At 67.1% G+C, this 25,110-nt stretch carries 17 protein-coding genes and 1 pseudogene; 7 read left to right on the forward strand and 11 right to left on the reverse strand.

The genetic code is table 11. From position 1 onward, the window contains the following. Positions 1-8: 8 nt before the first annotated feature. Together B0684_RS02445 and B0684_RS02450 are read right to left on the reverse strand one after the other, a co-directional pair. Complete coding sequence (locus B0684_RS02445) at positions 9-1,406, reverse strand: sigma-54-dependent transcriptional regulator (RefSeq protein ID WP_018650258.1); 1,398 nt, start codon at positions 1,404-1,406, stop codon at positions 9-11. Continuing rightward, positions 1,403-2,884 carry a sensor histidine kinase gene (locus B0684_RS02450; RefSeq protein WP_018169580.1) on the reverse strand — a complete coding sequence of 494 codons (1,482 nt, stop codon included), beginning with the start codon at positions 2,882-2,884 and terminating at the stop codon, positions 1,403-1,405. Before B0684_RS02450 ends, B0684_RS02445 begins: the two co-directional genes overlap by 4 nt. Positions 2,885-3,095: 211 nt before the next feature. On the opposite strand from B0684_RS02450, the gene B0684_RS02455 reads away from it, so the two are divergent. The 3 genes from B0684_RS02455 (at position 3,096) to B0684_RS02465 (ending at position 6,609) form a co-directional block, all read left to right on the forward strand. Continuing rightward, the gene (locus B0684_RS02455) at positions 3,096-3,674 is read left to right on the forward strand and encodes a hypothetical protein (RefSeq protein WP_018169579.1); all 579 of its coding nucleotides are present in this window, start codon (positions 3,096-3,098) and stop codon (positions 3,672-3,674) included. A 92-nt stretch (positions 3,675-3,766) separates the two neighbouring features. Then, positions 3,767-5,887: a SulP family inorganic anion transporter gene (locus B0684_RS02460; RefSeq protein ID WP_018650259.1), complete on the forward strand. Its 2,121-nt coding sequence runs from the start codon at positions 3,767-3,769 to the stop codon at positions 5,885-5,887. 251 nt (positions 5,888-6,138) lie between these two features. After that, positions 6,139-6,609, forward strand: a complete 471-nt coding sequence (locus B0684_RS02465; protein ID WP_018650260.1) for a PepSY domain-containing protein — start codon at positions 6,139-6,141, stop codon at positions 6,607-6,609. A gap of 54 nt (positions 6,610-6,663) precedes the next feature. Here B0684_RS02465 and B0684_RS02470 read toward each other — a convergent pair whose 3' ends face one another. The 5 genes from B0684_RS02470 to B0684_RS02490 form a co-directional block, all read right to left on the reverse strand. Then, positions 6,664-7,524 carry a cation:proton antiporter gene (locus B0684_RS02470; RefSeq protein WP_233123365.1) on the reverse strand — a complete coding sequence of 287 codons (861 nt, stop codon included), beginning with the start codon at positions 7,522-7,524 and terminating at the stop codon, positions 6,664-6,666. A 320-nt stretch (positions 7,525-7,844) separates the two neighbouring features. Then, the gene (gene lysS / locus B0684_RS02475) at positions 7,845-9,335 is read right to left on the reverse strand and encodes a lysine--tRNA ligase (RefSeq protein ID WP_018650262.1); all 1,491 of its coding nucleotides are present in this window, start codon (positions 9,333-9,335) and stop codon (positions 7,845-7,847) included. Positions 9,336-9,359: 24 nt separating this feature from the next. Further along, positions 9,360-10,458 (reverse strand): peptide chain release factor 2 gene (gene prfB, locus B0684_RS02480; RefSeq protein ID WP_143592437.1). Its coding sequence is split into 2 segments (ribosomal slippage): positions 9,360-10,385 and positions 10,387-10,458, totalling 1,098 coding nucleotides; the frame shifts between segments, so codons are not numbered across the junction. Between the two features lie 87 nt (positions 10,459-10,545). After that, entirely contained in the window at positions 10,546-11,334 is a 789-nt protein-coding gene (locus B0684_RS02485) for a hypothetical protein (protein ID WP_018650263.1), read from the reverse strand. A gap of 170 nt (positions 11,335-11,504) precedes the next feature. Next, a complete protein-coding gene (locus B0684_RS02490; RefSeq protein WP_018169572.1) occupies positions 11,505-11,969 on the reverse strand; it encodes a phosphate-starvation-inducible protein PsiE in 465 nt (154 codons plus the stop codon). Between the two features lie 115 nt (positions 11,970-12,084). Here B0684_RS02490 and B0684_RS02495 point away from each other — a divergent pair, with 115 nt between their 5' ends. Then, positions 12,085-13,638, forward strand: coding sequence for a DUF255 domain-containing protein (locus B0684_RS02495; RefSeq protein ID WP_018650264.1), 1,554 nt, complete (start codon positions 12,085-12,087; stop codon positions 13,636-13,638). A 100-nt stretch (positions 13,639-13,738) separates the two neighbouring features. Here B0684_RS02495 and B0684_RS02500 read toward each other — a convergent pair whose 3' ends face one another. Then, a complete protein-coding gene (locus B0684_RS02500) occupies positions 13,739-14,968 on the reverse strand; it encodes a methyl-accepting chemotaxis protein (protein ID WP_018145889.1) in 1,230 nt (409 codons plus the stop codon). A 475-nt stretch (positions 14,969-15,443) separates the two neighbouring features. Further along, positions 15,444-16,763: a DEAD/DEAH box helicase gene (locus B0684_RS02505; RefSeq protein ID WP_018650265.1), complete on the reverse strand. Its 1,320-nt coding sequence runs from the start codon at positions 16,761-16,763 to the stop codon at positions 15,444-15,446. Between the two features lie 306 nt (positions 16,764-17,069). On the opposite strand from B0684_RS02505, the gene B0684_RS02510 reads away from it, so the two are divergent. After that, entirely contained in the window at positions 17,070-18,653 is a 1,584-nt protein-coding gene (locus B0684_RS02510) for a methyl-accepting chemotaxis protein (RefSeq protein ID WP_018650266.1), read from the forward strand. 17 nt (positions 18,654-18,670) lie between these two features. Beyond that, positions 18,671-21,180, forward strand: a pseudogene (locus B0684_RS02515) (putative bifunctional diguanylate cyclase/phosphodiesterase). A 301-nt stretch (positions 21,181-21,481) separates the two neighbouring features. Here B0684_RS02515 and B0684_RS02520 read toward each other — a convergent pair. Beyond that, on the reverse strand, positions 21,482-21,853 hold the full coding sequence (locus B0684_RS02520) for a Rossmann-fold NAD(P)-binding domain-containing protein (protein WP_018169568.1): 372 nt from the start codon (positions 21,851-21,853) through the stop codon (positions 21,482-21,484). Positions 21,854-22,060: 207 nt separating this feature from the next. On the opposite strand from B0684_RS02520, the gene B0684_RS02525 reads away from it, so the two are divergent. Beyond that, the gene (locus B0684_RS02525) at positions 22,061-22,708 is read left to right on the forward strand and encodes an ERCC4 domain-containing protein (protein ID WP_018169567.1); all 648 of its coding nucleotides are present in this window, start codon (positions 22,061-22,063) and stop codon (positions 22,706-22,708) included. A 258-nt stretch (positions 22,709-22,966) separates the two neighbouring features. Here B0684_RS02525 and recD read toward each other — a convergent pair whose 3' ends face one another. Continuing rightward, a complete protein-coding gene (gene recD, locus B0684_RS02530; RefSeq protein ID WP_018650268.1) occupies positions 22,967-25,078 on the reverse strand; it encodes an exodeoxyribonuclease V subunit alpha in 2,112 nt (703 codons plus the stop codon). Positions 25,079-25,110: the final 32 nt, after the last annotated feature.

Raw genomic sequence — 25,110 nt, forward strand, 5'->3', positions numbered from 1 at the left:
CGCCTCGGCTACTCGATGCCCAGACGCTTGATCTTGCGCCACAGCGACACGCGGTCAATGCCCAGCAGCCGCGCAGCCCGGGTGCGGTTGCCTCCGGTCTGCTCCAGTGCCTGACGGATCTGCAACACCTCCTGCTCCTCCAGCGTCCGCAGCGGGGCCGCGTCCTCGTGCACTACGCGGGCGCTGGTCTCGCGCAGGGCGCGCGGCAGATCGGCCAGGGTCAGATTCGCCGTACGTGCCAGTGCCACCCCGCGTTCGATAATGTTGGACAGCTCGCGGACATTGCCGGGGTAGTCGTGTTCGACCAGGCGCTCCAGCGCCTCCGGCTCGATGTCGTCGATGCGCTTGCCCATCGACAGGGCGTGGCGCTTGAGGAAGTAGTAGGCCAGCAGCGGGATATCGTCGCGCCGATCGCGTAGCGGTGGCAGCAGCAGGTTCACCACATTCAGACGGAAATACAGGTCCTCGCGCATCTCGCCACGATCCACCGCACGATCCAGGCGCCGGTTGCTGGCGGCGATCACCCGCACATCCACCGGGATCGGCGTCCGCCCGCCGACCCGCAGCACTTCGCGTTCCTGCAGGACCCGCAGCAGGTTCACCTGCATCGCCGGACTGGTTTCCGCGACCTCGTCGAGGAACAGTGTGCCCCCCGCCGCGGTCTCGAACAGGCCCTTCTTCTGCTGGGTGGCCCCGGTGAACGCGCCCTTCTCGTGGCCGAACAGCTCGCTGGCCAGCAACTCGTCCTGCAGTGCCCCGCAGTTCACCGCGAGGAACGGCCCCTCGGCCCGCGCGCTGTGGTTATGGATGTAGCGCGCCAACAACTCCTTGCCGGTCCCGCTCTCGCCAGTCAGCACCACGTTGCAGTCGGTGGGCGCAATCTGGCGCGCGGTCTCCAGCAGCCGCTGCATGGCCGTGTCCTGTGCCACCAGGGTCGCCTTGCGCCCGCCCTGCTCCACTTGATCGCGCAGGGCGCGGTTGTCGCGCCGCAGGCGGGTGAATTCCACCGCCTTGGCCACGACCTCGCGCACCTCGTCGATACGAAACGGCTTGGCAATGTAGTGGAAGGCCCCGGCCTTCATTGCCTCCACCGCGGAGTCCAGGGTGGCGTGCCCGGTGATCATGATCACCGCCAGGTCCGGATCCAGCTCGCGCGCCCGGCGCAGGATCTCCATGCCGTCCACCCCGGCCATGCGCAGGTCGGTCAGGATCGCGTCAAAGCGCTCCTGCTCCAGTGCGCGCAAACCCGTCGCCCCCTCCTCGCGGGTCGTCACAGAATACGGGGAATGCCGAAAGACCTGCTCCAGCTGGCGGCAGGCAATCGGCTCGTCGTCAATCACCAGCAGGCGCGCCTCCCGCGATGCGCCAGCCGGAGACGCCCGATGACCGTTGTCCTCGCGACTCATGCGCGGTCCCCGCATTCGCAGGGCAACCAGACCTGGAACCGCGTCCCGCCCATCGGGCAGCGACTGACGCCGATTGCCCCTCCGTGGTCCTGGACGATTTCCTGGGCCACGAACAGGCCCAGGCCCGAACCGCTCCCCTCGTCCCGTCCGCGGTAAAACGGCTCGAATACGTGATCCAGCGCCGCGTCCGGGATCCCCGGGCCGTCGTCGTCGATCGAAATCCGCACGACCGGGGTCAAATCCTGGCCGTGCACCACAAGATCGCCGACCACATGCCCGCCGGGACCCGGCCTCAGGTCAGCCAGGCGGCCCCGCTGGGCCTCAATGTGGACTTCTACGTCGTCGCCCCCTGCCTCGAAGGCATTGCGTAACAGGTTCACGAACACCTGCTGCAACCGCTCGGGGTCCACGGTGACCTGGAGGGCATCATCGACTCGCATGGTCACCTGATCCGCAGGGAGCGTGGCACGGATCAGATCGAGTGCCCCGTCCAGGATGGTCTTCAGCGAGCGGCACTCCTCCCGTTTGGGGCTCCGAGGCTGCTGGCGCGAATACATGAGCAGTCCGCGCACGATGTTCTGCGCCCGCGCCGTCTCGCCCTCGGCCTGCTGCAGCCACTCTTCCAGCAAGGCCGGATCACCGCCCCGCCCTTCCTCCGCGACCAGCTGCAGTGCCGTGGAGATATTGCCCAAGGGGTTGTTCAACTCGTGAGCCACACCGGATACCAGCACCCCCAGGGCCGCCAGCCGCTCGGAACGGCGCAGATCCTGGCTCCGCGCATCCAGTTCATCCAGCATCGCATTGAAGGCGTGGGTAAAGGACACCAGTTCACGATCCTGGTTGGGCGCGGTCAGACGCCTGCGCGACCCCGCCCCGATCGCCCGCAGCTGGTCCTCTACCGAGCGCAGCGGGGCGAGGATCCGCCGCGCCAGCCACCAGCCGCCCAGAAGGACCAGCACCAGCACGATACTCGTCGCCAGCAGCAATTCCGTACGTGATACCTGAACCCCGGTGCGCAGGTTCTCGCGCTCACGCTGACTCAGCACCTTGGTCAACGCCGAGGCCTCGCCGCCGGCGTTGCGAATGGACTCGACCAGCTGCTCGCGCCGCTCACCCGCCAGCCCGGGATACCGGCCCAGCCCCGTGCGATAAAGCTCCAGAACGGCTTGCAACTCGTCGAGCTCGCCGGGGCGCGCATGCTGCGCCAGCGCCGCCTCGTTCTCGCGCACCCGTTCCAGCGCCGCCTCGGCATGGTCCCGCGCCGCAGCCAGGTCCCCATGCTCCCCGGAGCCATAGAACTTCTTCTCGAACCGGCGCATCTCGAGACTGTCCTGCAACAGCTCGGCTACCACGTCCCCCTGTTGCAGGCGCGTCTCGATGGTCGAAAGCGCGATGTACTGCGCGAGCACGAGACCCAGCACCAACACAACCACTCCGGCATACACCCAGCGGACCTTGCTGCGCAGACTGCGCCCCATAACGTTACTCGTTGCAATAGCGACCGCTACATTCTGCAACGCCCGGATGGTCGCCCGCAACGCTATTCGCGGCCCCTCACCCAGTCAAACGTTACATGGTGCAACACACGCCTCCTCAACACCCCACCACAAGCCGGATAAGTCATTGTTTTTATAGAGTGGCACGCGATCTGCATAGAGGCTTCGTGGACGAACCACAACGGAGACATCGATGCCTGCCCTGAGCCACACCATGAAACAGATCCTCGAAGGCCTGGCCTATGCCGACCTCGCCGAGATGCAACCGATGGGCGACAAGTATCGTGCGCTCGCAAACGACACCCCGACCGCGAATCCGCCATCGGTCGGCGCACCTCAAGCCGCTGCGCAGCCCGCACCGCGCCGGCGGATTGGCCTGTTCGTCGGGCCATTCGCTCCGCGCCCCGTGTTCGACTATGCCGCCGACAGCTGCGAGCGCCTGGATGCCGAGCTGGTTGTCCTGACCTTTCTGGGCAAGGCCGAGGCGGGCGCGCTGATCGACGGCTTCATGCGTGACACCGGCCCCCTGCCGCACGGCGTTCACATCGAGGCCCTGACCGGCGACCCGGAACGGGCCCTGCGCCGGGTCCTCGGTCGCGGTCTGCGTCTGGACTTCCTGGTCTGCGACGAACAGGGCTACCTCGGCCACCAGATCCTTGCCACCGAGACGGCCGCGGAATTGCCGGTGGTCATGGTCGCCGCACCCCGCAAACCGCGGCCGGGCGACACCCGGACCGCGCCGTCCGGCGCCGCGCTCCCCTCCGCGGGCTAGTCACCACCGCCGAGTTGCAGACCCGGCCGCAACGCATCGCGGCCGGGCCGAACGCGTTCGCCCGAATCCGAAACAAGGAACACCCCGTCTACATGAATACCGACCGGATCTACCGCCTGTTTCCCTTTCTCGCCTGGTTTCCCATGTCCGGGAAATCCGTCCGCGCCGACGTCATGGCCGGCCTCAGCGTCGCCATGATCCTGGTGCCCCAGGGCATGGCCTATGCCACACTCGCGGGCCTCCCCGTGGTGTACGGGCTGTACGCCTCGGCGATCCCGGCGGTCGTCGGCTCGCTGTGGGGCTCCTCGCGCTTTCTGCATACCGGGCCGGTCGCGATGCTGTCGCTGCTGTCGGCCGCGTCGCTCGCGCCGTTCGCGGTGGCCGGCACCGAATACTTTATCCAGCTCTCGATCCTGCTCGCGCTGATGGTCGGCATCATGCGCCTTCTGCTGGGCGTATTCCGCCTCGGCATCCTGATGAACTTCGTCTCCCAGCCGGTCATCGTCGGCTTCACCAACGCGGCGGCGCTGATCATCGGACTCTCCCTGATCAACACCTTCTTCAATGTCCCGAAGCCCGATACCGGCGCCTTCCTGACCGACTTCGCCGGCGTCATTGCCCAGCTGGGGGAGGCCCACTGGCCGACCATCGCCTTCGGCGCCGGCACCCTGGTCACCCTCATCGTGATGCGACGGATCATGCCCCGCCTGCCGGGCGTGCTGGTGGTCGTCGTGCTGGGTACGCTACTCAGCGCCCTGACCGGCTTCGAGAACAACGAACGCATCACGCATGGGCAGATCCAGGCCACCGACGTGCGCAACCTGTACCAGGAGCTCGCCGCAACCCGCACGGAGATGGGTACCACGTCGGAAGAGTTGAGCGAGGCCAACAGCGCACTCAAGGAGGCCGAGAAGGCGGGCGAGGAATCACCCGACCTGGCGGTGCGCGTGGCCCGCCTGGAGGTCCGCGAGTCGCAACTCAAGCGCGAACTGAGCGACCTGCGCATAACAGCCCACCAGGTGCGCCTGGAGCGCACCGAGACCGCAGACGGCCAGGCGCGCTACCGCGCCTGGCATGCCGATGCCGAGGGCCGCCCATGGCGGCTGTCCGGCTTCGACGCGGAGCGCATCATTGTCGCTTCCGGCGGCCAGGTCGTCGGCACGATCCCCCAGGGACTGCCCAGCCTGCAGCTGCCGGTGCTGGACTGGGAGGTCATCCCGGCCCTGCTGCCCGCCGCGTTCGTGATGGCCCTGATCGGCTTCATGGAAGCGACCTCCATCGCGCGCGCGCTCGCCGCCCAGCGGCGCGAGAAGCTGAACCCGAATCAGGAACTGGTCGGCCAGGGTCTGGCCAACATCGTCGGGAGCTTCTTCCAGTCCTACTCCGTCAGCGGCTCGTTCTCGCGCTCGGCGGTCGCGGCCCGCTCCGGCGCACAAAGCGGACTGTTCGCGGTGGTCAGCGCGATCGGCGTGCTGATCACCATGCTGTTCCTGACCCCCTATCTCTACCATTTGCCCCAGGCAGTGCTGGCGGCCATCGTGATATCGGCGGTGTTCGGCTTGCTCGACTTCCGGGCCCTGGCGCGGTCGTGGACCATCAACCGCGCCGATGGCCTGGCCGGATTCCTGACCTTCTTCGTCACGCTGTACATGGCCCCGGATCTCGCCAATGGCGTGATCGTCGGCGTAATCCTGTCATCGCTGCTGTTCCTGGTCGGCACCGTGCGCCCGCGTTCCGAGATCCAGGGCCTGCGCCCCGACGGTTCCCTGGCCGGGGCGATCAGCAACGACCTGCGTCCGGCCGGCCCACACTTCACCGTACTGCGCTTCGATGCCTCGTTGGTGTTCATGAACGTCGCCCACTTCGAGGACGCGGTCATGGACGCCGTCGCGCGCAACCCGAATGCCCGGGCGGTGCTGGTGCTCGGCAACAGTATCAACCGCATCGACGCCTCGGGTGTGGACAAGGTGCGCGCCCTGATCGGCGATCTTGCGGCCGCCGACTGCAAGCTGATGTTCAGTGGTCTCAAGAAACCCGTCCGCGAGGCCATGGAACGTGCCGGCCTGCTGGACGAGATCGGCCGCGGAAACATCTTCCCCAACAAGCGCGTCGCCCTCGCCGAACTGCAGCAGCGCGCCCTCGGCACCCCGGACCGAGTGGAAACCGCCAACCCGGCACTACCCGGCACTCGAGGCGACGATAATCCATCGTGAAAGGAGGCCGGGACTCGCCCATGCAAGGCCTGCCTTCCCGTCTATACTCGGCAGAAAGCGAGCATGCAAACCGTGGCGAACCCGAATTGACGCGTTTCGAGGAGATCCAGCTGGACGGCGCACACGCGATTGGGCCTTTGCGTGGGGGCCGCCTGATCAGAACCTTTCCTGACGCGCCCGGGGCGCAATGCGATACTGACGCGCAGCCGGTCCTTGCCACTCCCCAGAACCCACCATCAGGTCTCGAACTCATGAATCTGCGCCTTCTCTCCCTTGCCGTCGCCCCGCTCATCGTCCTTCTGGCGGCGTGCAGCCCCGGTCAGTCCGACACCATCCCGCTCGAGTCGATGCAGGCCATCGTCGACATCGGCCAGGAACACGGTTTCGACACCTTCGAGGAACTGGAGGCAGAAAGTGACCGGGAATTCGTCCTCAAGGGCTGGGACGACGCACAGCTGCGCATGGAGACCCGGTTTAATCTGGATGGTGATCTGCTTCGCGAAGAACGCGTACGCGACCCCGATCACGCGGCGGGCATGACCGCCCAGATGATTCTCCGCTCAGCGGCCGTCGCGCGGGATCACGGCATGCTCCGCTTCAAGGAGATCGAGTTCGAAGACGACGGCGTCATCGAACTCGAGGGCATCACCGAAGACGGCGACGAGCTGAATATCCGACTCGATGGCAACGATTTCACGGTGTTATCACTTGAACGTGACTAACGTGTGTTCCCTCACCGGCCAGAGGTCCCCCTCCACCGCGCTCGGCGGCACTCATCAGTCGCGATACACGACCCGTCGCAGCATCCAGGGCCCGATCAGCTCGAAAACCAAGGTGGAGGTTACGACCGTGGACACGATGAGCCCAGCCTGCTCGGGAAAACGTTCGGCCGCCAGCAGCGCCATGCCGATTGCCACCCCAGCCTGAGGCGTCAGGGCAAGGCCGATCCCGCGCGGCACCCCCTGGGCCCGGCGCCCGGCCAGTCGCCAGCCCACCACGCCGCCAAGGTAGCGCCCTACCAGCCGTAACGCCACGTAGGCTAGGGTAAGCCACAGCACCGAGCCCAGCGCCAGCAGATCCACACTCGCACCGGACAACACGAAGAAGAAAACCAGGAATGGCCACTCGATATGCTCGATCTCGTTGAACGAGCGCTTGTGGTGCAATGACAGGTTGATCACCAGAAAGCCGGCGATCATGGCCGCCAGCAACGCCGACACCCCAAGCCACATCGAGAGCCCCGCGATGAGCAAGACCAGTGCCAGAGCCTCGGCCTGGGTCGGCTTGCCCGGCTCCAGCCGGCCGGTCAGCCAGGCCGCTGGCAGTCCCACGACAAGTCCCAGGAGAACGGCACCCGCGAGTTCCCAGCCGGCGTGCAGCAGCGCCCCCGAACCATCGCCGGCAAGGAACCAGCCCAGAAACGCCATCGCCAGGCCAAAGGCCAGGATGCCCCAGGCGTCGTCGATCGCGACCACGCCGGTCAGCACCCGTGCCGCGCGGCTGCGCGGGCGTCCTTCCGCCAGGATCTCCTCCACCGCGGCCGGGTCCGTGGCCACCGAAATCGCCGCCAGCGTCAGGGCGAGCACCAGAGGGAAGCCCAGCAGGAGCAGCCCGCCACCCACAACCAGCGCACCCACCCCCATCACGGCAAGCGAGAGGACCAGAATCAGCGGGCCCAGCTGGCGCAGGCGCCAGCTGGATCAGGGGCTCGGCCAGATCCCCCAGAGGGCGGCCGCCTTCCTGCCCCAGCACCAGCTGCTGAATCGCGGCAACCACCAGGCCGACGATCACCAGCAGGGAGATCCGGGGAATCGCCGTTCGCCGTGCAATCGTGTCGGCCAGGATGCTGGAACCCAGGATGGCCCCCAGCAGGATCAGCGCGACCGCTCCGGCATCCGGCGCAAGGAACTCCTCGGAGATCCAGGCGAGGTCGCTCATCGGATCACCGCTTGCCCAGTCAGGCCTCCGGGCGCAGGTGCGGGAACAGCAGCACGTCGCGGATCGAGGCGCTGTTGGTCAGCAGCATCACCAGGCGGTCGATGCCAATGCCCTCCCCGGCGGTCGGCGGCAGGCCGTACTCCAGCGCGCGGATGTAGTCGGCGTCAAAGTGCATCGCCTCGTCGTCACCGGCGTCCTTCTCCGCAACCTGGGCGCGGAAGCGCTCGGCCTGGTCTTCCGGATCGTTCAGCTCGGAGAAGCCGTTCGCGATCTCGCGCCCGCCGACAAACAACTCGAAGCGATCGGTGACGAACGGGTCATCGTCGTTGCGCCGCGCCAGTGGCGAGACCTCGGTCGGATAGGCGGTAATAAAGGTCGGGTGACGCAACTGGTTCTCGGCGGTGTACTCGAAGATCTCGGTCCACAGCTTGCCGAGGCCAAAGCTTTCCTTGATCGGGATCTCCAGGCGCTCGCAGTGCGCGCGCACCTTCTCGATATCCTCGAGGTCGGCGTCCGCGATCTCGGCATTGTGGGCCAGGATCGCCTCGCGCACGCTCATGCGGGTGAACGGCTTGCCAAAATCGTAGCTCTCGCCCTGGTACTCAATGGTGGTCGTGCCCAGCACGTCCTCGCACAGCCCGCGCAGCAGGGTCTCGGTCCGATCCATCAGCGCGCGATAATCCACGAACGCCTCGTAGAACTCGAGCATGGTGAACTCGGGGTTGTGCCGCGTGGACAGCCCCTCGTTGCGGAAATTGCGGTTGATCTCGAAGACCTTCTCGAAGCCGCCGACCACCAGGCGCTTGAGATACAGCTCTGGCGCGACGCGCAGGTACAGCGGCATATCCAGCGCGTTGTGATGGGTGGTGAACGGCCGCGCGGTCGCCCCGCCTGGGATCACCTGCATCATCGGGGTCTCCACCTCGATGAAATCCTGATCCTCGAAGTACTCGCGAATGTAGCGCACGATCCGGGTACGGGTGCGGAACAGCTCGCGGCTGTCCAGGCTGGTGATCAGGTCCACGTAGCGCTGGCGATACCGCTGTTCCTGATCGGTCAGGCCGTGGAACTTCTCCGGCAGCGGACGCAGGCTCTTGGTCAGCAGACGCAGCTCGTCGAGCTGGACCGTCAATTCCCCGGTCTTGGTCTTGAACAGCCTGCCCTGGCCACCCACGATATCGCCCAGATCCCACTGCTTGAACGCCGGGTACACGCCCTCCGGCAGGCTGTCGCGCTGCGCGAACAACTGGATGTCGCCCGACTGATCGCGCAGGCGGATGAAGCTTGCCTTGCCCATCACGCGCTTGCCGACCATGCGCCCGGCGACCGTCACGCGAATCCCCTGGGCCTCCAGCGCCTCGCCCTCGGTCTCGTCGTGCGCGGCGTGCAGCGCACCCGCCAGCGCATCGCGACGGAAATCGTTGGGGAACGCCGGACCGGCCGCGCGCAGCTCGTTCAGCTTGCTGCGGCGCTGCGCGACCAGCTTGTTCTCGTCAGTGGTTTCGGTCATCAGAAATCCATGCAATAGATAGACTTACAAGCCACTCTTGAGACTGGCTTCAATAAAGGGGTCGAGGTCTCCGTCGAGCACGCCCTGGGTGTTGCCGACCTCCACGCCGGTGCGCAGATCCTTGATCCGCGACTGATCCAGCACGTAGGAGCGGATCTGGCTGCCCCAGCCGATGTCGGACTTGGTGTCCTCCACCGCCTGCTTCTCGGCATTGCGCTCCTGCAACTCGCGCTCGTACAGCTTGGCGCGCAGCTGGTTCATCGCCATCTCGCGGTTCTTGTGCTGCGAACGCCCGGCCTGACACGCCGCCACCACTCCGGTCGGGACGTGGGTAATGCGCACCGCCGAGTCGGTGGTGTTCACGTGCTGACCACCGGCGCCGGAGGAGCGATAGGTGTCCACCCGCAGATCCGCCGGATTGATCTCGATCTCGAAGTTCTCGTCGATCTCCGGGGAGGCGAACACCGACGCGAACGAGGTATGCCGGCGGTTGCCGGAATCGAACGGAGACTTGCGCACCAGCCGGTGCACGCCGGTCTCGGTGCGCAGCCAGCCGAAGGCGTACTCGCCCTGGATGTGCACGGTCGCACTCTTGATCCCGGCGGTCTCGCCCTCGGAGAGCTCGGTGACCTCCGCCTTGAAGCCCTTGTGCTCGGCCCAGCGCAGGTACATGCGCAGCAGGATGTTGGCCCAGTCCTGGGCCTCGGTGCCCCCGGAACCGGCCTGGATATCGAGGTAGGCGTTGGCCGCGTCCATATCGCCGGAGAACATGCGGCGAAACTCCAGGCCCTCGATACGCGCGGTCAGCGCCTCCACATCGGCCTCGACCGACGCCGCCGTCTCCTCGTCGCCATCCGCCTCGGCCATCTCCAGCAGGTCCCGGCTTTCATCCAGCTGGGTGCCGATCTCGCGGATGTTGACCACCACGCCCTCAAGCTGGGCCCGCTCCTTGTTCAGCGCCTGGGCCTGCTCCGGGTCATTCCAGATATCCGGGTTCTGCTCCAGCTCGCGCTGGACTTCCTCTAGCCGTTCTTCCTTGGCAGGGTAGTCAAAGATACCCCCTAAGGCCTTCCAGGCGGCCTTTCAGGTCATCGATCAGGGAATACAGCGCGTTCAGTTCCATGGCAGTTTCCGTCGGGTGCCGTGGCGCACACGGCAGGTTCGATCACGTGGCGAGAAAAGCCGCGCAGTATAACACCCGACAGCGGCTTCAGGGCCGGCGGGGACGGCGCCAGAACGCCAGCGCGTCGCGGCGTTCCAGCACCAGGGCGCCGGCGCCCGACCCGGCCGTGGATTGCGGATCAACAAATTCCAGCGCGCCCAGGCCGCCACGGAGCAGAGCCCGCAGCTTCGGCGCCACCACGTCGTCGGCAACCGACTCCAGAAGCTCGAGCCGGCGCTCGAGCGACGGGGCCGCCTCCAGTGCCTCGACGACGACCACGGTATCGCCGGATTCCGCCGGGTCGGCCGCCGGGTCGGCTGCCCAGTCGATGCCGGCGCCCCGCGCCAGCCAGTGCGCGACCACACCGCCGCCGCACACACGGCCCACACTCGTTGGGCCACCGGGATGCCCGGGCGACCAGGGCCAGAGGCCATGCACGGCCCCACGCCCCTCCCGCTCGCGCGCCAGGTTCACCGGGTGCTGGAACCAGGCCATCTGCAAGGCGTTGGCCAGTACCTGCAGGCGCCGAGCCACATCGCCCTGCATCGACGGCGCCACCATGGCGCGCCCCATGCCGAGCGACGGTGGCGGGCCCGACGCATCGCCCTCGGCGTCCATCCGCAACTCCCACAAGCCGTCTTCGCTCAGCGCCAAGGTCGCCCCGGCCGCCTCCAGTTCCGGCTGTGCAGCCGACCACAAGGCCTCGCGCTCGGCCTCCGACACCGGATCCACCGGATAGGCCACCAGGTCCTTCATCCCCGCAGTCAGCTGCACCGGCTGGACCAGCCAGGTTCGCCATCCGGAATCGGTTGGCCGGTATCCCAGCCGCTCGGCCAATGCGGCCTCCCACCCTGGTGCTTCCGTGCCGGTGACCCCGCCCCGCGCCCGTCCGAGCCAGCGCGCCAGACGTCGCACAGAGAGCGGAGGCGCACCGGCCACCGCGCCCTCGGGCGCTGCCCACAGGCCGGGCAGCAGGTGAATCACCCGCCGGCTTGCACCCGGCCGTGTCATTGATCGGACCCGTAGCGCCCCTTCGGCACGTCGCGCTCCTTCGCCGGATCGTCCTCGATCCCCGGCGTGATGCGACCTTCGTCGTCATATGGGAGCCGGACATGCCCGTAGCGAAGCACCAGCACTGCGCCCGCCAGAATCAGGACCCCGGCAGTCACCGCGATCAGCTCCCATACGTCCATGTCCTTCATGTCGATGATCACGTAGCGCGCCAGCGCGACGATCGCGATGTAGATCGGCAGGCGCACCGGGAGACGCCCGGAACGCAAGTAGATCCCGACCATCGCCAGCACCTCAAGAAAGATGAACAGCAACAGCAGGTCGGCCAACCCCACCCACATCGCCGAGACCATGGTGGCGATTTCCTGCAGGATCGCGATCACGGTGGCGACGGCGATCACCACCAGCACGGCCACTTCGACATGATGCAGGGCGCGGCGCCCGGCGCGTTCGACGTTCATGCATTCACCACAATTGCCCCAATAAGTCCGGCCATCCTACCACCCGCCCCGGGCACGAACGCTCAATTCTCCCATTGGTCTATACCCATAGACACAACGATCTGAAGCACCCGCGATGACTAAACCTCTCCACATCAAAAGCCCGCCCGCTACGCACCGCATCCAGTGGTCCGCCGCACGCGGTTTCGTCGCGGGACTCGCCCTGCTGGCGCTCGCGCTGCCGGCCGCCGCGGAGGACTACCCCGCCGATTCCGCGATCGCGTGGCAGGACTGGGACAGCCAGCTTTTCGAGGAATCCGAGGCACGCGAGCGGCCCATCTTCTTTTATTTTCACGGCCAGTGGTGCACCTGGTGCCGCGACTTCCAGGACGAGTCCCTGGAGAACCCCGACGTGGTGGACACCATCGACCAGCACTACATCCCGGTCCTGGTCGATCTGGACGAACGTGCGGATCTGTTCCGGCGCTACGGTGGCCGCGGCCTGCCCTTCGTGGTCATCGTGAATCACGAGGACGAGATGCTGACCCGCTTTACCGGTCACGTGAATGCCCGCGACCTGCAGAACATCCTGGTGGCCCAGCGGGACATGTTCTCGGTCACCGGTCGCGAGATCACGCCGGACGATGCCGCGATCGACGATCTTGAAGCCTTCATGGAGATGCTCGACGAGGTCTACGATGCCCGCGCCGACCGCCTGAGCGGCAGCGCCACCTTCGGCACCCTCAGCAAGCGCCCGCAGCCCTGGACCTATCGCTTCCTGCTCACCGCCGAAGGGTGGCGGGATCGCATGCCCGGGCTACTCGACCAGATCGCGGAGGACCTCTACGACGAGGTCGAAGGCGGCTTCTTCTTCTTTCACGATCCGGACCAGCGCGACCCCGTCCTGGCACTGGAGACCTCCAAGCGCCTGGACCAGAACGCGGCGTTCCTGTGGCTGTTCTCCGAGGCCCATGACACCACCGGCGACGAGCGCTACGCCGAGATCGCCCGCGGCATCCGCGACTACCTGCAAGACCACCTGTGGGACAGCCGCCAGCTGCGCTTCGGCAACAGCCAGTACGCCGACCGCGACTACTACCAGCTGGACCCGGAGACGCGCACGCAAACCGACCCGCCCCGCGTCGACCGCAACACCTACGCCGACACCTCGGGCCAGGCCATCGCCGCCCTGGCGAACATGGCGCGGGTAATGGAAGACCGGGAAACGCTTGCGTGGGCGCGCGAGGCCCTGGCGGCGCTGGATCGCTACCTGCAGACCGAACAGGGCTACCTGCACGGCATCACCGCGGCGGGTCGCCCGGCGATGGAGGGCTACCTGCCCTCGCAGATCTGGCCGGAGATCGCCCGCCAGGAACTGGCGCGCGCCACGGAGGCACTGGACGGCGAGCGACCGGAGATGCCCGACCCGCTCGCGGCACTGGACCGGCTGGAACCGTTCTTCAACGAGGAGCTGGGCGCCCACGCCGAACGGATCGGCACCGACCTGGAACCCTGGTCCGAGACCCGCACCCAGGCGGCGCTGGCCTGGTGGCTCTACCGCCTGCCGGACGCCGCCATCGAGGAATCCCACATCGATCGCAACATGGTGCGCGAACGCCTGCGCATCGAGCCCGGTGCCGACCCCGACGACGTCGCTCTGGGCTTCGACGCCCTGCGCCGGGGCTTCTGAAGCCCCGTTGCAAGGCCTTGCGGTCGCTTATCCGGCGTCACACCACCCCCCCGGTTTCCCAGGATGGCGAGCCGAACCTGCGCTGTGCCTGGCTCCGCCGTTAGGCCTGTTGACGGAACCCCGCAACCTCGCCCTGTAGCTGCTGCGCCAGGGCCTCCAGCGCCTCCACCGCCTGCTGCATCTCGTTCGCCCCGTCGGCATTGCGCACGGCAATATCGTTGATGTGGTGGATGTTGCGGTTGATCTCTTCCGCCACCTGGCTTTGCTCCTCGGTCGCGCTGGCCACCTGGCGGGTCATGTCGTCGATGGCGGTCACCGAGTCGTGGATGTACTCCAGGGTCTCGCCGGCCTCGCCCGCCTTCGCCACGGAGGTCTCCGCATGCTGCTGGCTGACCTCCATCGCCTGCACCGCGCGGGTGGCCCCGCCCTGCAGGCGCTGAATGATCTCGCGGATCTCCCCGGTCGAGTCGTTGGTGCGCTGTGCCAGGTGGCGCACTTCGTCCGCCACCACCGCGAAGCCCCGCCCGGCCTCGCCGGCCCGCGCCGCCTCGATGGCCGCGTTGAGCGCCAGCAGGTTGGTCTTCTCGGCGATCTCCTCGATCACCTGCAGGATCGTGCCGATGTTGTCGCTGTCACCTTTCAGCTCCACGATCACATTGTTCGCCTGACGAATCTCGCCGGCCAGCGTGTTGATCGCACCCTGGGTCGCCTGCACCACGGTGCGCCCGCCTTCCGCCGCACGCGTCGCCTGCCCCGCGCTCTCGGCCGTGCTCTGCGTGTTGTTGGCGACCTCCTGCACCGTGGCAGACATCTGGTTCATCGCCGTGACCACCTGCTCCACATCACCGCGCTGTTCGTGGGTGGCACGCGTCAGTTCATTGCTGCGCCCATCCAGCTGCCGCGCCGAGGCGGCAATCCCGTCCGCCGCGTCGGCAACCTGGCGAATGAGCCCGGAAAGCCGGCCCATCACCGTGTTGAAGGCCGCGCCAGTGCGCCCGATCTCGTCGTCGGTCGTCACCTCCACGCGGTGCCCGAGATCCGCGCGGCCCTCGCCGATCGCCTCCAGCCCCTCGGCCAGGCGCTCCATGGGGCGCGTCAGCACATTGGCGTAGAACCAGCCAATACCCAGCGCCACCACGAACGCGACGATCCACAGCACCCACAGCAGCCACCACAACTGGGTCACCAGCGCCGCGTCCACACCCGCGGCCAGATCACCCTTCATGGTGTGGAAGGTCACGCCGCCCATGATGGACAACGGCACGGTGCTCACCACGATCACCAGGATAATCAGCTTCAGTCGCAGCCCACCCAACGGTCCAATCTTCATCGACGCCCTCCTTTCCGTCCCTTAACGACCAGCCGATCCCGGTCTTGAGCCCGACACAGTATCCATCCGCCCCGCCCCTATCGTCTTGATCCGGGTCAACCCCAGGTCCCACCACAAGCCAAAAATCGTTTCACCACGAAGCGCATGAAGGCACGAAGAAGATCGAGGGCGATCGCGCCACAGAGGACACGGAGCTCACGGAGAGGATGAAAAGGCTTTCAACTTGAAGGATGGGGCTCGCTTGGTTTCAAGCCGTGGGGCCAGCGGCAATGGCTAACAGAGGTTCCAGACAGAATGCGTCCTTTCTCTGTGTCCTCTGTGTTGATACGCCTTTGGCCTTGACCTTCTTCGTGCGCTTCGTGGTGAATAAAGCCCTTGAGCGGGCGCTCGCCTCACCCCCGATACCCAGACACAAAAAACCCGCGGTCCCGAGACTCGGGACCGCGGGTTCGCGGTACTGCTTTAGCGGGTCCGCTTACCGGCTGCGAGCCGCGCGGTTGCCGTTGGCGGACGGGCGACCGTTGCCGCCGCGACCACCACCGGGCTTGCCGCCGCGACCGTTGCGCGGGGCGCCGCTGCGGGCACCACCGCCCGGCTTGCCACCCGGACCGCCACGGCCATTCGCGTTGCCATCATTGGCGGCGGGCTTCGGCGTGGCGAAGCCCTCGGTCTCGATACGGTCGATCGGACGCTTGATCAGGCGCTCGATGCCCTTCAGCAGCTTGATCTCCTCGCCATCCACCAGCGACAGCGCGGCACCGGCGGAGCCGGCACGCCCGGTGCGACCGATGCGATGCACGTAATCCTCCGGCACGTTCGGCAGTTCGAAGTTGACCACCTGCGGCAGCTGGTCAATGTCCAGGCCGCGCGCGGCGATATCGGTGGCCACCAGAACCGGCACCTGACCGGACTTGAACTGCTTCAGCGCCTTGGTACGGGCCGCCTGGCTCTTGTTGCCGTGAATCGCCTCGGAGCGCACGCCGTCCTTCGACAGCTTCTCGGCCAGGCGATTCGCGCCGTGCTTGGTACGGGTAAACACCAGCACCTGTTCCCAGTTGTTGGTGCGGATCAGGTGGCTCAGCAATTCGCGCTTCTGGCTGGTCTCGACCAGGTGCACGCTTTGCTCCACGCCCTCGGCGGCCGTGTTGCGCGGCGCGATGTCGATCTCCGCCGGGTTGTTCAGCAGGCCGTTGGCCAGCTTGCGGATCTCGTCGGAGAAGGTCGCCGAGAACATCAGGTTCTGGCGGTTCTTCGGCATCATCGCAATCAGCTTCTTGATATCACGGATGAAGCCCATGTCGAGCATGCGATCGGCCTCGTCGAGGACCAGGATCTCCACACCGGACAGGTCGATGGTCTTCTGATTGGCGTGATCCAGCAGACGCCCCGGCGTCGCCACCACGATGTCCATGCGATCACGCAGGGCCTTGATCTGCGGGTTCATGTTGACACCGCCGAAGATCGTCATCGAGCGCATCTTCAGATTGCGCCCGTAGGTCTTCACGGATTCGTGAACCTGCGCGGCCAGCTCGCGGGTCGGGGTCAGCACCAGGCAACGCGGGCGGCCATTGCCGGCCTGCGGCGCATCCGAGGTGGAAAGGCGCTGCAGGATCGGCAGGGTGAAGCCGGCGGTCTTGCCGGTGCCGGTCTGGGCGGCGGCCAGCAGGTCGCCTCCCTTCAGGACTTCCGGGATGGCCTGGGCCTGGATCGGGGTCGGGTGCTGGTACCCGGAGGTTTCCAGCGCACGCAAAAGGGTATCGGCCAACCCGAGGTCGGCAAAGGTCGTATCAGTCATGGAATGCTCCAACGCCACCCGCCACTCGTTCAACACAGAGCACCCATCGGGGGAAACGAAATCAGGGGGATCACTGCGAGCCGGAAGGCTCTGGATCAAATGAACGGACGCTGACGGGCGGGGCGTTCGATCCGGGCACTATACGCCTTTTGTCAATGAAAAGACACCGCTCCATACCCCATCGGATATATATTTGTTTTGTGCGGGAATATCCGCTAGCTTCATCTCAAAAAAACCGATGCCAACGCAGCACCGGTCAGGCCGACGCGACCCCAAATAACAACGATCGGCCATCAGGGGAACAAAATGAAACGCAACCTGCCTGTCACCGGGATCGAGGTGGACTACCCGGAGAGTGCCAATATCCTCTCCACCACCGACCTCAAGGGGGCCATCAGCTACGTCAACCCAGAGTTCATCGACATCAGCGGCTTCGAGGAAGAAGAGCTGCTGGGCAAGAATCACAACGTGGTTCGTCACCCGGACATGCCCCCTGTCGCATTCGAGGACCTCTGGCAGACCGTTCAAGGCGGACGATCCTGGATGGGAATGGTCAAGAACCGCTGCAAGAACGGCGACCATTACTGGGTCAGCGCGTACGTCACACCGGTGACCGAGGACGGTCAAACGGTCGAATACCAGTCCGTCCGCACCAAGCCGCAACGCGAGCTGGTGGAAAAGGCCGAATCCGTCTACGCCGCCCTGCTCGAGGGGCGCATGCCCCTGTCGCTGCGTCTGCCACGCATTGGCATCAAGACCCGGGCCGTCGCCTCGGTGGCCGGTGGCGTGCTGCTGGGCCTGATTGCCAGCCTCGCCCTGACCGGCATCACCTGGGGCTCCGCACTGATCTTCACCCTGACCACCCTGCTGGTCGCCGGCCTGCTCGTCTGGACCAGCCTGACGCCGCTTTGCCGCGCGGTGGCCCACGCCCGCCGCATCGCCAACAACCCGGTCAGCCAGTACATCTACACCGGGCGGACCGACGAGGCCGGCGAGATCCTGTTCGCGATGCAGATGCTGGAGGCAGAGGCAGGCTCGGTCGTCGGGCGCATGGGGAACGCGGCCGAACGCCTTACCCGGACCGCCGACGCCCTGGTCACTGCGGTCGGTGACAGCCGGCAAGCCTGCAACCATCAACAGACCGAGACCGAGCAGGTGGCAAGCGCCACCCAGCAGATGGTGAACAGCGTGCAGGAGGTCGCCCGCAGCGCCCAGGGTGCGGCCGATGCAGCCGACCGGACCGACCGCGAAGCCGGTGCCGGAAGCGGCGTCGTGGCCGAAAGCACGCAGGCCATCGAAAACCTGGGACAGCATATTCGCGATGGATCGGGTGTGATGGCCGAACTGGAACGCCACAGCCAGGACATCAGCAGCGTTCTGGACGTGATCCGCGGCATCGCCGAGCAGACCAACCTGCTCGCCCTGAACGCGGCGATCGAGGCCGCACGCGCCGGCGAACAGGGGCGAGGCTTCGCCGTGGTGGCGGACGAGGTGCGCACACTGGCCAGTCGAACACAGGATTCCACCGCCGAAATCCAGCAGATGATCGAGCGTCTCCAGGATCGCGCGCGGGCTGCGGTGGCGTCCATGGAACAAAGCCGCACGCAGGCCGAAACCAGTGTCGAACAGGCCCGGCAGGCGGCGGCGGCACTCGAAAACATCACCTCGGGCGTCGGACAGATCCGCGACATGAGCACCCGGATTGCGGCCGCCGTGGAACAACAGGGGACCGCCGGGGAAGAGATCCGCCGGGGGGTCGACTCGATCCGCAGCGCCGCCGACACCACCGCGAACCGGGCCGATCAAAGCGACACCGCCGCCCGCGAGGTCGCGCAGCTCGCAACCGGACTGCAAGGCCTCGCCCGGCAGTTCTGGGCAAGACATCGCTGAAAGGGAAAGCTCCCCAGATGACTTCCCCATCCGATCGGTACCTGCGGCAACATATTGCCCTCGCCTCCGGCGTTCTGCTGGCGCTATTGCTGTTACCGCTGGCGATCTGGATGCTCGGGGCGGAGCTGCCCCGCATCCTGCCCAGCGAACACCTGACCGCCTTCCACACGGGCGCGGAGTTGTTCGCGGTGGTTGTGGCAGTACTGGTGTTTGCGGTGGGCTACCACGTAATCGACCGCCGCCGCGTGGCCGCTTCTCTGCTGCTGGCGTGCGCCTTCCTGGCGGTCGCGTTGCTTGATTTCCTGCACCTGATGACCTATCCGGCCATGCCGGATTTCATCACCCCGAACTCGCCACAACAGACATTGTTGTTCTGGCTGGCCGCGCGCCTGGTCGCGGCGGCGGCGTTGCTCGCCTACGTGGCCCTGCCCATGGTCTCGCAAAGCGACGGTCCACCACGCCATGTCTACCTGATCGGGAGCCTCCTGCTAGTCGCCTTGCTGGCGTGGATCGGACTTTGGCATGCGGAAATCGTCCCGCCCCTGTTCGACCCGGTCAGCGGGCTCACGCCCATCAAGGTGGGGCTGGAGGCGCTGGTGATCAGCCTGCACCTGGCCACCCTGGCCCTGCTCGCCCTGCGCCGTGAGCTGCTGCAACGTCCGGGTATGCCCCTGGTCGCCGCCGCCCTGGTCATCAGCATCGGCAGCGGGCTGTTCTTCATGTTCTACGACGACCTGACCGACACCCCGTTTGTACTCGGCCATATCTACAAGCTCGCGGCGTATCTCCTGATCTACCAGGGCCTGTTCCTGGAAAGCGTGCGCTCGCCCCTCCAGCGCCTGCACCAGGCCCACCGCGATATCGAGATGCGCGAGCAGCGTTACCAGCAACTGGTGGAGACGGCCCCCGACGGCGTGCTGGTCACCGACATGGACGGCCGTATCGTGATGGCCAATCGCAACATCGAACGCCTGTTCGGCTATCCACGCCAGCAATTGATCGGGCAACCGGTGGAGCGGCTGGTCCCCGAACGCCTGCGCGAACGCCACCGCATGCACCGGCGGGCACATGCCCACACCATCAACCGCCGCACCATGGGGCAGGTGCCCCACCTGCGCGGGCGCCGCATCGACGGCACCGAGTTCCCGCTGGACATCAGCCTGAATGCTTTCGACGACAGCGAAGGCCGCCGCATCACCGCGTTCATCCGCGACATCACCGACCGCCAGCGCCGCGAGGCGCGGATCCAGCACCAGGCCACCCACGACAGCCTGACCGAACTACCCAACCGCTGGCTCCTGCACGACCGCCTGACGCAGGGGATCGCCCAGGCCGAACGTCACGGCCACCCGATCGCCGTCATGCTGCTGGATCTCGACAACTTCAAAATGGTCAACGACACCTTCGGCCATCACGAGGGCGACCAGCTGCTGAAGGCCGTGGCCGCCCGACTTCAGGGCGCCCTGGACCAGGAGGCGACCATCGGGCGTTTCGGCGGCGACGAGTTCATGATCCTGCTGACCAACGTCGAGGACGAACAGGCCATCGGCCAGGTCGCCCAGCGCATCCTCGGCATCTTCGGCAGCCCGTTCCAGACCGAACACACGCGCAACCTCGCCTCCACCGGGAGCATCGGTATCGCCCTGTTCCCGCGCGATGCCCGCGACGAATGCACCCTGGTGCGTTACGCCGACATGGCGATGTATGAGGCCAAGCACTCCGGACGCAACACCTATGCCTTCTTCTCGCAGCACCTGGACGCCCAGGTGCATGAGGAACAGCGCCTGCAGCAACGCCTCCAGCAGGCGCTGGAGAACCACGAACTCGAGCTGCACTACCAGCCCCTGCTCGATGTCGCCTCGAACCGCATCATCGGCGTCGAGGCCCTGGCACGCTGGACGGACACCGAGCTCGGACCGGTTGCTCCGGCACGCTTTATCGCCAGCGCCGAGGCCAACGGACTGATCCTGCCGCTGGGCGACTGGGTCATCCGCACGGCCTGCGAGCAGCTCGCCCAGTGGTCCCGCGCGGGTCTCGACCTCCGCGTCGCGATCAACATCTCCGCCATTCAGTTCCGCCAACATGACCTGGTGGACCATCTGGGCAGGGCTCTCCGAGCCACCGGCGCCCCACCCGAGCACCTCGAAATCGAGGTCACCGAAACCGTGGCCATGGCGGACGTCGCATTGACCCGCGATCAACTGCGCGGGCTAAAGGCCTTGGGCATCCGGGTCGCACTGGATGATTTCGGCACCGGCTATTCCTCCCTTGCCTACCTGAAATCGCTGCCGATCGACAAGCTCAAGATCGATCGCTCGTTCATCGCCGACATCGGCCAGGACCCGGAATCCGACATGATCCTGCGCTCCATCGTCCACCTCGGCCACNNGTGGCCGAGGGCGTGGAGACCGAGGCACAGCGCGACTTCCTCCGGACGATCGGCTGCGACCTCTACCAGGGCTGGATTCATTCAAGGGCCATGGCGCCTCTCGCCCTCGCCGACTGCCTGGAGACACGCCTGGTCTGAAGCGGGGCCCCCACACCACCCCGTCGTCCCGGACACCGCGTAGCGGTGATCCGGGATCCCCCGGCCGGCCACCGCGACACCGAAGATCCCGGCTCCGCGCTGCGGTACGGCCGGGATGACATCAAGGGGAAGGACACCCACCATCAGCTCGAACCAGCGAGCGATCATTTTGCGTATCGCTCCGCCTGGCCTCCAACGCCTGCGCGCCAGCCAGCAACAAAAAGGCCGCCCGAAGGCGGCCTTTCGTGACCGAATCCAGCCATTCGCGCCGCCATCGAACCCCCGGCGACGCGGCGCTGGATCAGTACCCCGTACTGCCGTGCACGTCCGGCGGGGCCTCGCGCGTCAGCATCGACCACGTCAGGTGCGCCATCACCTCGGGCGCCACCACCGTATGGCGGTTCCCGCTGTTCTGCATCCCCTCGCGCAGCTCCTGGCGGACCTGCGGCTGCCCGGTCAGATCGAAGATCACGTCCACCTGATCCCCGCGCGCCACGAGATCCGCAACCGACTCCAGCGGGATCCCCTTCGCCTCGGCCAGCCGGCGCCCCTCGGTCTCGCCCTGCTCCGAGGCCGCGCAGATCGTCATCCCCGGCAGACCGGACTCCAGCAACATCTCGAGGAAGCGGCCGCCCACCCGGCCAAGCCCCACCACTGCAATCTGAATCGACATATGCACTCCATCCTTTTCTATTTTTGTTGTTTCCATGCATGCCCACGGTTGCCATCCGCCGGGCACGCTCCCCGACTGTAGGCCATGTGCGGCGCCCACGCACGCCAACCCGTGCACCGGGCCGCCCCGCCCGCCATCCGGCCATTTGGAGCGGCCCGCGGCACGCCCTAGAGTGCCCTGAGTTTGCCAACCAACCGGAGCCCCCCCATGGAAAACGTTCACCTGCCGATCCGCGCAGACCGCCGCGAGCAGGGCAAGATCATTCAGCGCATCGAACGCCTGGAGGGAGTGGAGCTGGAATTCACCGACCTCGACGTCGGCGACTACCTGCTGCCAAACGGCGTCGTGGTCGAGCGCAAGTCCGCCACCGACATGGTGCTCAGCGTCGTCGACAAGACCCTGTGGGAGAGCGCCGCCAAGCTGAAGGCCAACTACCAGCAGGTCGTCTACATCGTGGAGGGGGACCTCTACGAGCCGCGTTTCCACCAGCAGGCGCTGGACATCCACCGCGCCCTGGCCCACCTGACGATCGCCCTCGGGATCAGCGTCCTGCCCAGCTCCGATGCCGACAACAGCGGCATGCTGATCTACCTGCTGGGGCTGAACGCACAGATCGAGCCGGACCCGTCTGACCGCCCGACCAAGCCCGACACCCGGCGCAAGGCTGCCGAATTCATCGTCAGCGGCCTGCCCGGCGTCGAGGCCGACCAGGCCCGCGACCTCCTGCGCGACATCGGCAGCGTGCGCGACATCATCAACGCCGATGCTGCCACCCTCGCCCAGACCGACGGCCTCGACGCAGAACGCGCCCAACGCATCGAATCCGTCGTCACCTACGGCAGCCGCACCACCTGAACACCCCCCGAGCGGCCAGCCGCACGACCCTCTGTGGGAGCCTGCTTGCAGGCGAAGCCCCCGCCAAAGCCGGACCTGGACAGCGGACGATTGGCGAGGTGATGCGAGTCGCGGGGCTCATCGCATCCGACAATGCTGCCAACCCCGGACACGGGCAACGGACGTAGGATGCCGATGAGCGCAGCGAATCGCATCAAGAGGGCGGGTGTTGTCCCGTGAACGGTGCGTTTCGCGATGCTCAACGCACTCTACGACGCGTTACGACGCGTTCCCCAGCCACCGCCGCAGGCCGCCGCTACGGCGGATCTGGCGCTGGCTGGCCGCAACCAGCGTGCCCGCACGTGGCTCCAGCAGGCTGAACCAGCGGCTGGCGCGGGTGATCGCGGTGTACGCCAACTCGCGGGTCAGGATCGGGCTGTCCGCGTCCGGCAGCACCAGGGCCACGTGCTCGAACTCCGACCCCTGGGCCTTGTGCACCGTCAGGGCAAACGCGGTCTCGATGGCCTCCAGGCGGTTGGGCAGCACCCAGCGCACACGCCCGCCGTCCCCGGCGGCCAGGAACGCCACCCGCAGCACCCAGTCTTCGCCCTTGGTGGCATCCGAGTCCGCCTCCGGCTCGCCACGCGCCAGCCAGGCCGGGACGGCCAGGGCAATGCCGATATCGCCGTTGATCAGCCCCAGCGCGTAGTCATTGCGCGTGACGATCACCGGGCGCCCCTCGACCCATTGTCCGCCGGCCCCCGGCCCGTCCATCCGTCCCGCGTCCCCCTCGAGCAGGCCGCGCGCCTGCAAGGCCGCGGCGACGCGCCGGTTCAGCGTCTCCAGCCCCCACGGGCCGCGGCGCACCGCGCACAGGAGCTGGAACCGCCCGTGGGCCGCCAGCACGTCGCGCGCCCAGTCCTCCCAGGCCGCGCGCGGGGCCGCCGGGGCCGGCCGCGCCGCCCGCAGGCCCTCGAGATAGCCCGCATAACCCACCGCCTCGCCCTCCGGCGTGTCCGCGCGCCCGTCCACCGCGAGCGTCACCAGTGCCGGGTCCTCGGGCCCAGCGAGTACCTTTTGCCGGACGGCATCGTCCCCGTCCGGCCCATTCAATGCCTCGCCCGTGTTCACCGCCGCGGCCAACCGCCCGATCCCGCTGTCCGCGCCGAAGCGATGACTCTCGCGCAGCATCACGATGTGCTGGTCCAGCGCCTGACCGGCCGCATCCTGCATGGCCGCCGGCACGGCCATCCCGGTCACGGCCTCCAGCCAGTGCGCGGTCTGCGGCGTGTAGTGCCCGCCCCCGGCGCGGTGGCACAGTTCGCCCAGCACCGCGCCGGCCTCCACCGAGGCGAGCTGATCGCGATCCCCCAGCAGGATCAGGCGCGCCGTGCGTGGCACGGCCTCGACCAGGCTCGCCATCAGCTCCAGGTCGATCATCGAGGCCTCGTCCACCACCAGCACATCCACCGCCAGCGGGTTGCGCGCCCCGTGGCGGAAGTGCCGGGTATCCGGGCGCGCCCCGAGCAGGCGGTGCACCGTCACCACCTCGGCGGGCAGGTTCCGACGCAGCGCGTCGCCATCGGGCAGCTGGTCCAGCCCCAGGCGATCCAGCGCCCCGCTGACCGAGGCATTCAGGCGCGCCGCCGCCTTGCCGGTCGGCGCCGCCAGGCGGATGCGCAGCGGGTCGTCCGGACCCTGCAACCCCTGCAACAACGCGAGCAGTCGCAGCACGGTCGTGGTCTTGCCGGTCCCCGGCCCGCCGGTAATCACACTGAAGCCGGAACCGGCCGCCAGGGCACAGGCCAGGCGTTGCCAGTCCGGATCGGTGGCAGCCTCCGCCGGCGGTCCGAACAGATGATCCAGCCAGTCCCGCGCCGCCTGCTCGTCCAGCGCACCCTGCCAGGCCTCGCGGTCCGCCAGGCGCGCGCGGATGGCCTGGCCGATGCGGCGCTCGCTCTCCCAGTAGCGGCGCAGATAGACCTGCCCCCCGGTGTACACCAGCGGCGTTCCACCCGCCTCGCCCGGTCCGGCCAGGCCACTGTCCTGCAGGGCCGCCGCAACCTGCGCAACGGATACCCCCTGCAGTACCGAAGAAGGTCGCGGCGGCGGCTTTGATCCCGGCTCGCCCTCCGGCGGCAGGGCCAGCGTGGCGTCGGGGGCCTGCAGCAATGCGTCCAGTTCCAGACACACATGGCCGCGCCCGACCTGATGGCTGGCCAGCGCCGCCAGCAGCAGGGCCAGCGGCGACGCGGCCGGGGCCTGCTCGTGCAGGAAGCGCACCAGCGCCCGGTCCACGCCGCGCAGCCAGCCCGCCTCTTCCCACTCGCGCAGCAGCTCGAGCACGGCCTCCGCCGACGCCAGGGGTCCCGTGGGCATCACCGTGCTCATGCCGTCGCCTCCCGGTCCGGACCGGCCGCCAT

The organism is Thioalkalivibrio versutus (assembly GCF_001999325.1).
Classification (GTDB): Bacteria; Pseudomonadota; Gammaproteobacteria; order Ectothiorhodospirales; family Ectothiorhodospiraceae; genus Thioalkalivibrio; species Thioalkalivibrio versutus.

Excerpts from the sequence above, each read along its gene's own strand:
- B0684_RS02445 (WP_018650258.1), bottom strand. The coding sequence starts at position 1,406 with ATGAGTCGCGAGGACAACGGTCATCGGGCGTCTCCGGCTGGCGCATCG.
- B0684_RS02450 (WP_018169580.1), bottom strand. The coding sequence starts at position 2,884 with ATGGGGCGCAGTCTGCGCAGCAAGGTCCGCTGGGTGTATGCCGGAGTG.
- B0684_RS02455 (WP_018169579.1), top strand. The coding sequence starts at position 3,096 with ATGCCTGCCCTGAGCCACACCATGAAACAGATCCTCGAAGGCCTGGCC.
- B0684_RS02460 (WP_018650259.1), top strand. The coding sequence starts at position 3,767 with ATGAATACCGACCGGATCTACCGCCTGTTTCCCTTTCTCGCCTGGTTT.
- B0684_RS02465 (WP_018650260.1), top strand. The coding sequence starts at position 6,139 with ATGAATCTGCGCCTTCTCTCCCTTGCCGTCGCCCCGCTCATCGTCCTT.
- lysS (WP_018650262.1), bottom strand. The coding sequence starts at position 9,335 with ATGACCGAAACCACTGACGAGAACAAGCTGGTCGCGCAGCGCCGCAGC.
- B0684_RS02490 (WP_018169572.1), bottom strand. The coding sequence starts at position 11,969 with ATGAACGTCGAACGCGCCGGGCGCCGCGCCCTGCATCATGTCGAAGTG.
- B0684_RS02495 (WP_018650264.1), top strand. The coding sequence starts at position 12,085 with ATGACTAAACCTCTCCACATCAAAAGCCCGCCCGCTACGCACCGCATC.
- B0684_RS02500 (WP_018145889.1), bottom strand. The coding sequence starts at position 14,968 with ATGAAGATTGGACCGTTGGGTGGGCTGCGACTGAAGCTGATTATCCTG.
- B0684_RS02505 (WP_018650265.1), bottom strand. The coding sequence starts at position 16,763 with ATGACTGATACGACCTTTGCCGACCTCGGGTTGGCCGATACCCTTTTG.
- B0684_RS02510 (WP_018650266.1), top strand. The coding sequence starts at position 17,070 with ATGAAACGCAACCTGCCTGTCACCGGGATCGAGGTGGACTACCCGGAG.
- B0684_RS02520 (WP_018169568.1), bottom strand. The coding sequence starts at position 21,853 with ATGTCGATTCAGATTGCAGTGGTGGGGCTTGGCCGGGTGGGCGGCCGC.
- B0684_RS02525 (WP_018169567.1), top strand. The coding sequence starts at position 22,061 with ATGGAAAACGTTCACCTGCCGATCCGCGCAGACCGCCGCGAGCAGGGC.
- recD (WP_018650268.1), bottom strand. The coding sequence starts at position 25,078 with ATGAGCACGGTGATGCCCACGGGACCCCTGGCGTCGGCGGAGGCCGTG.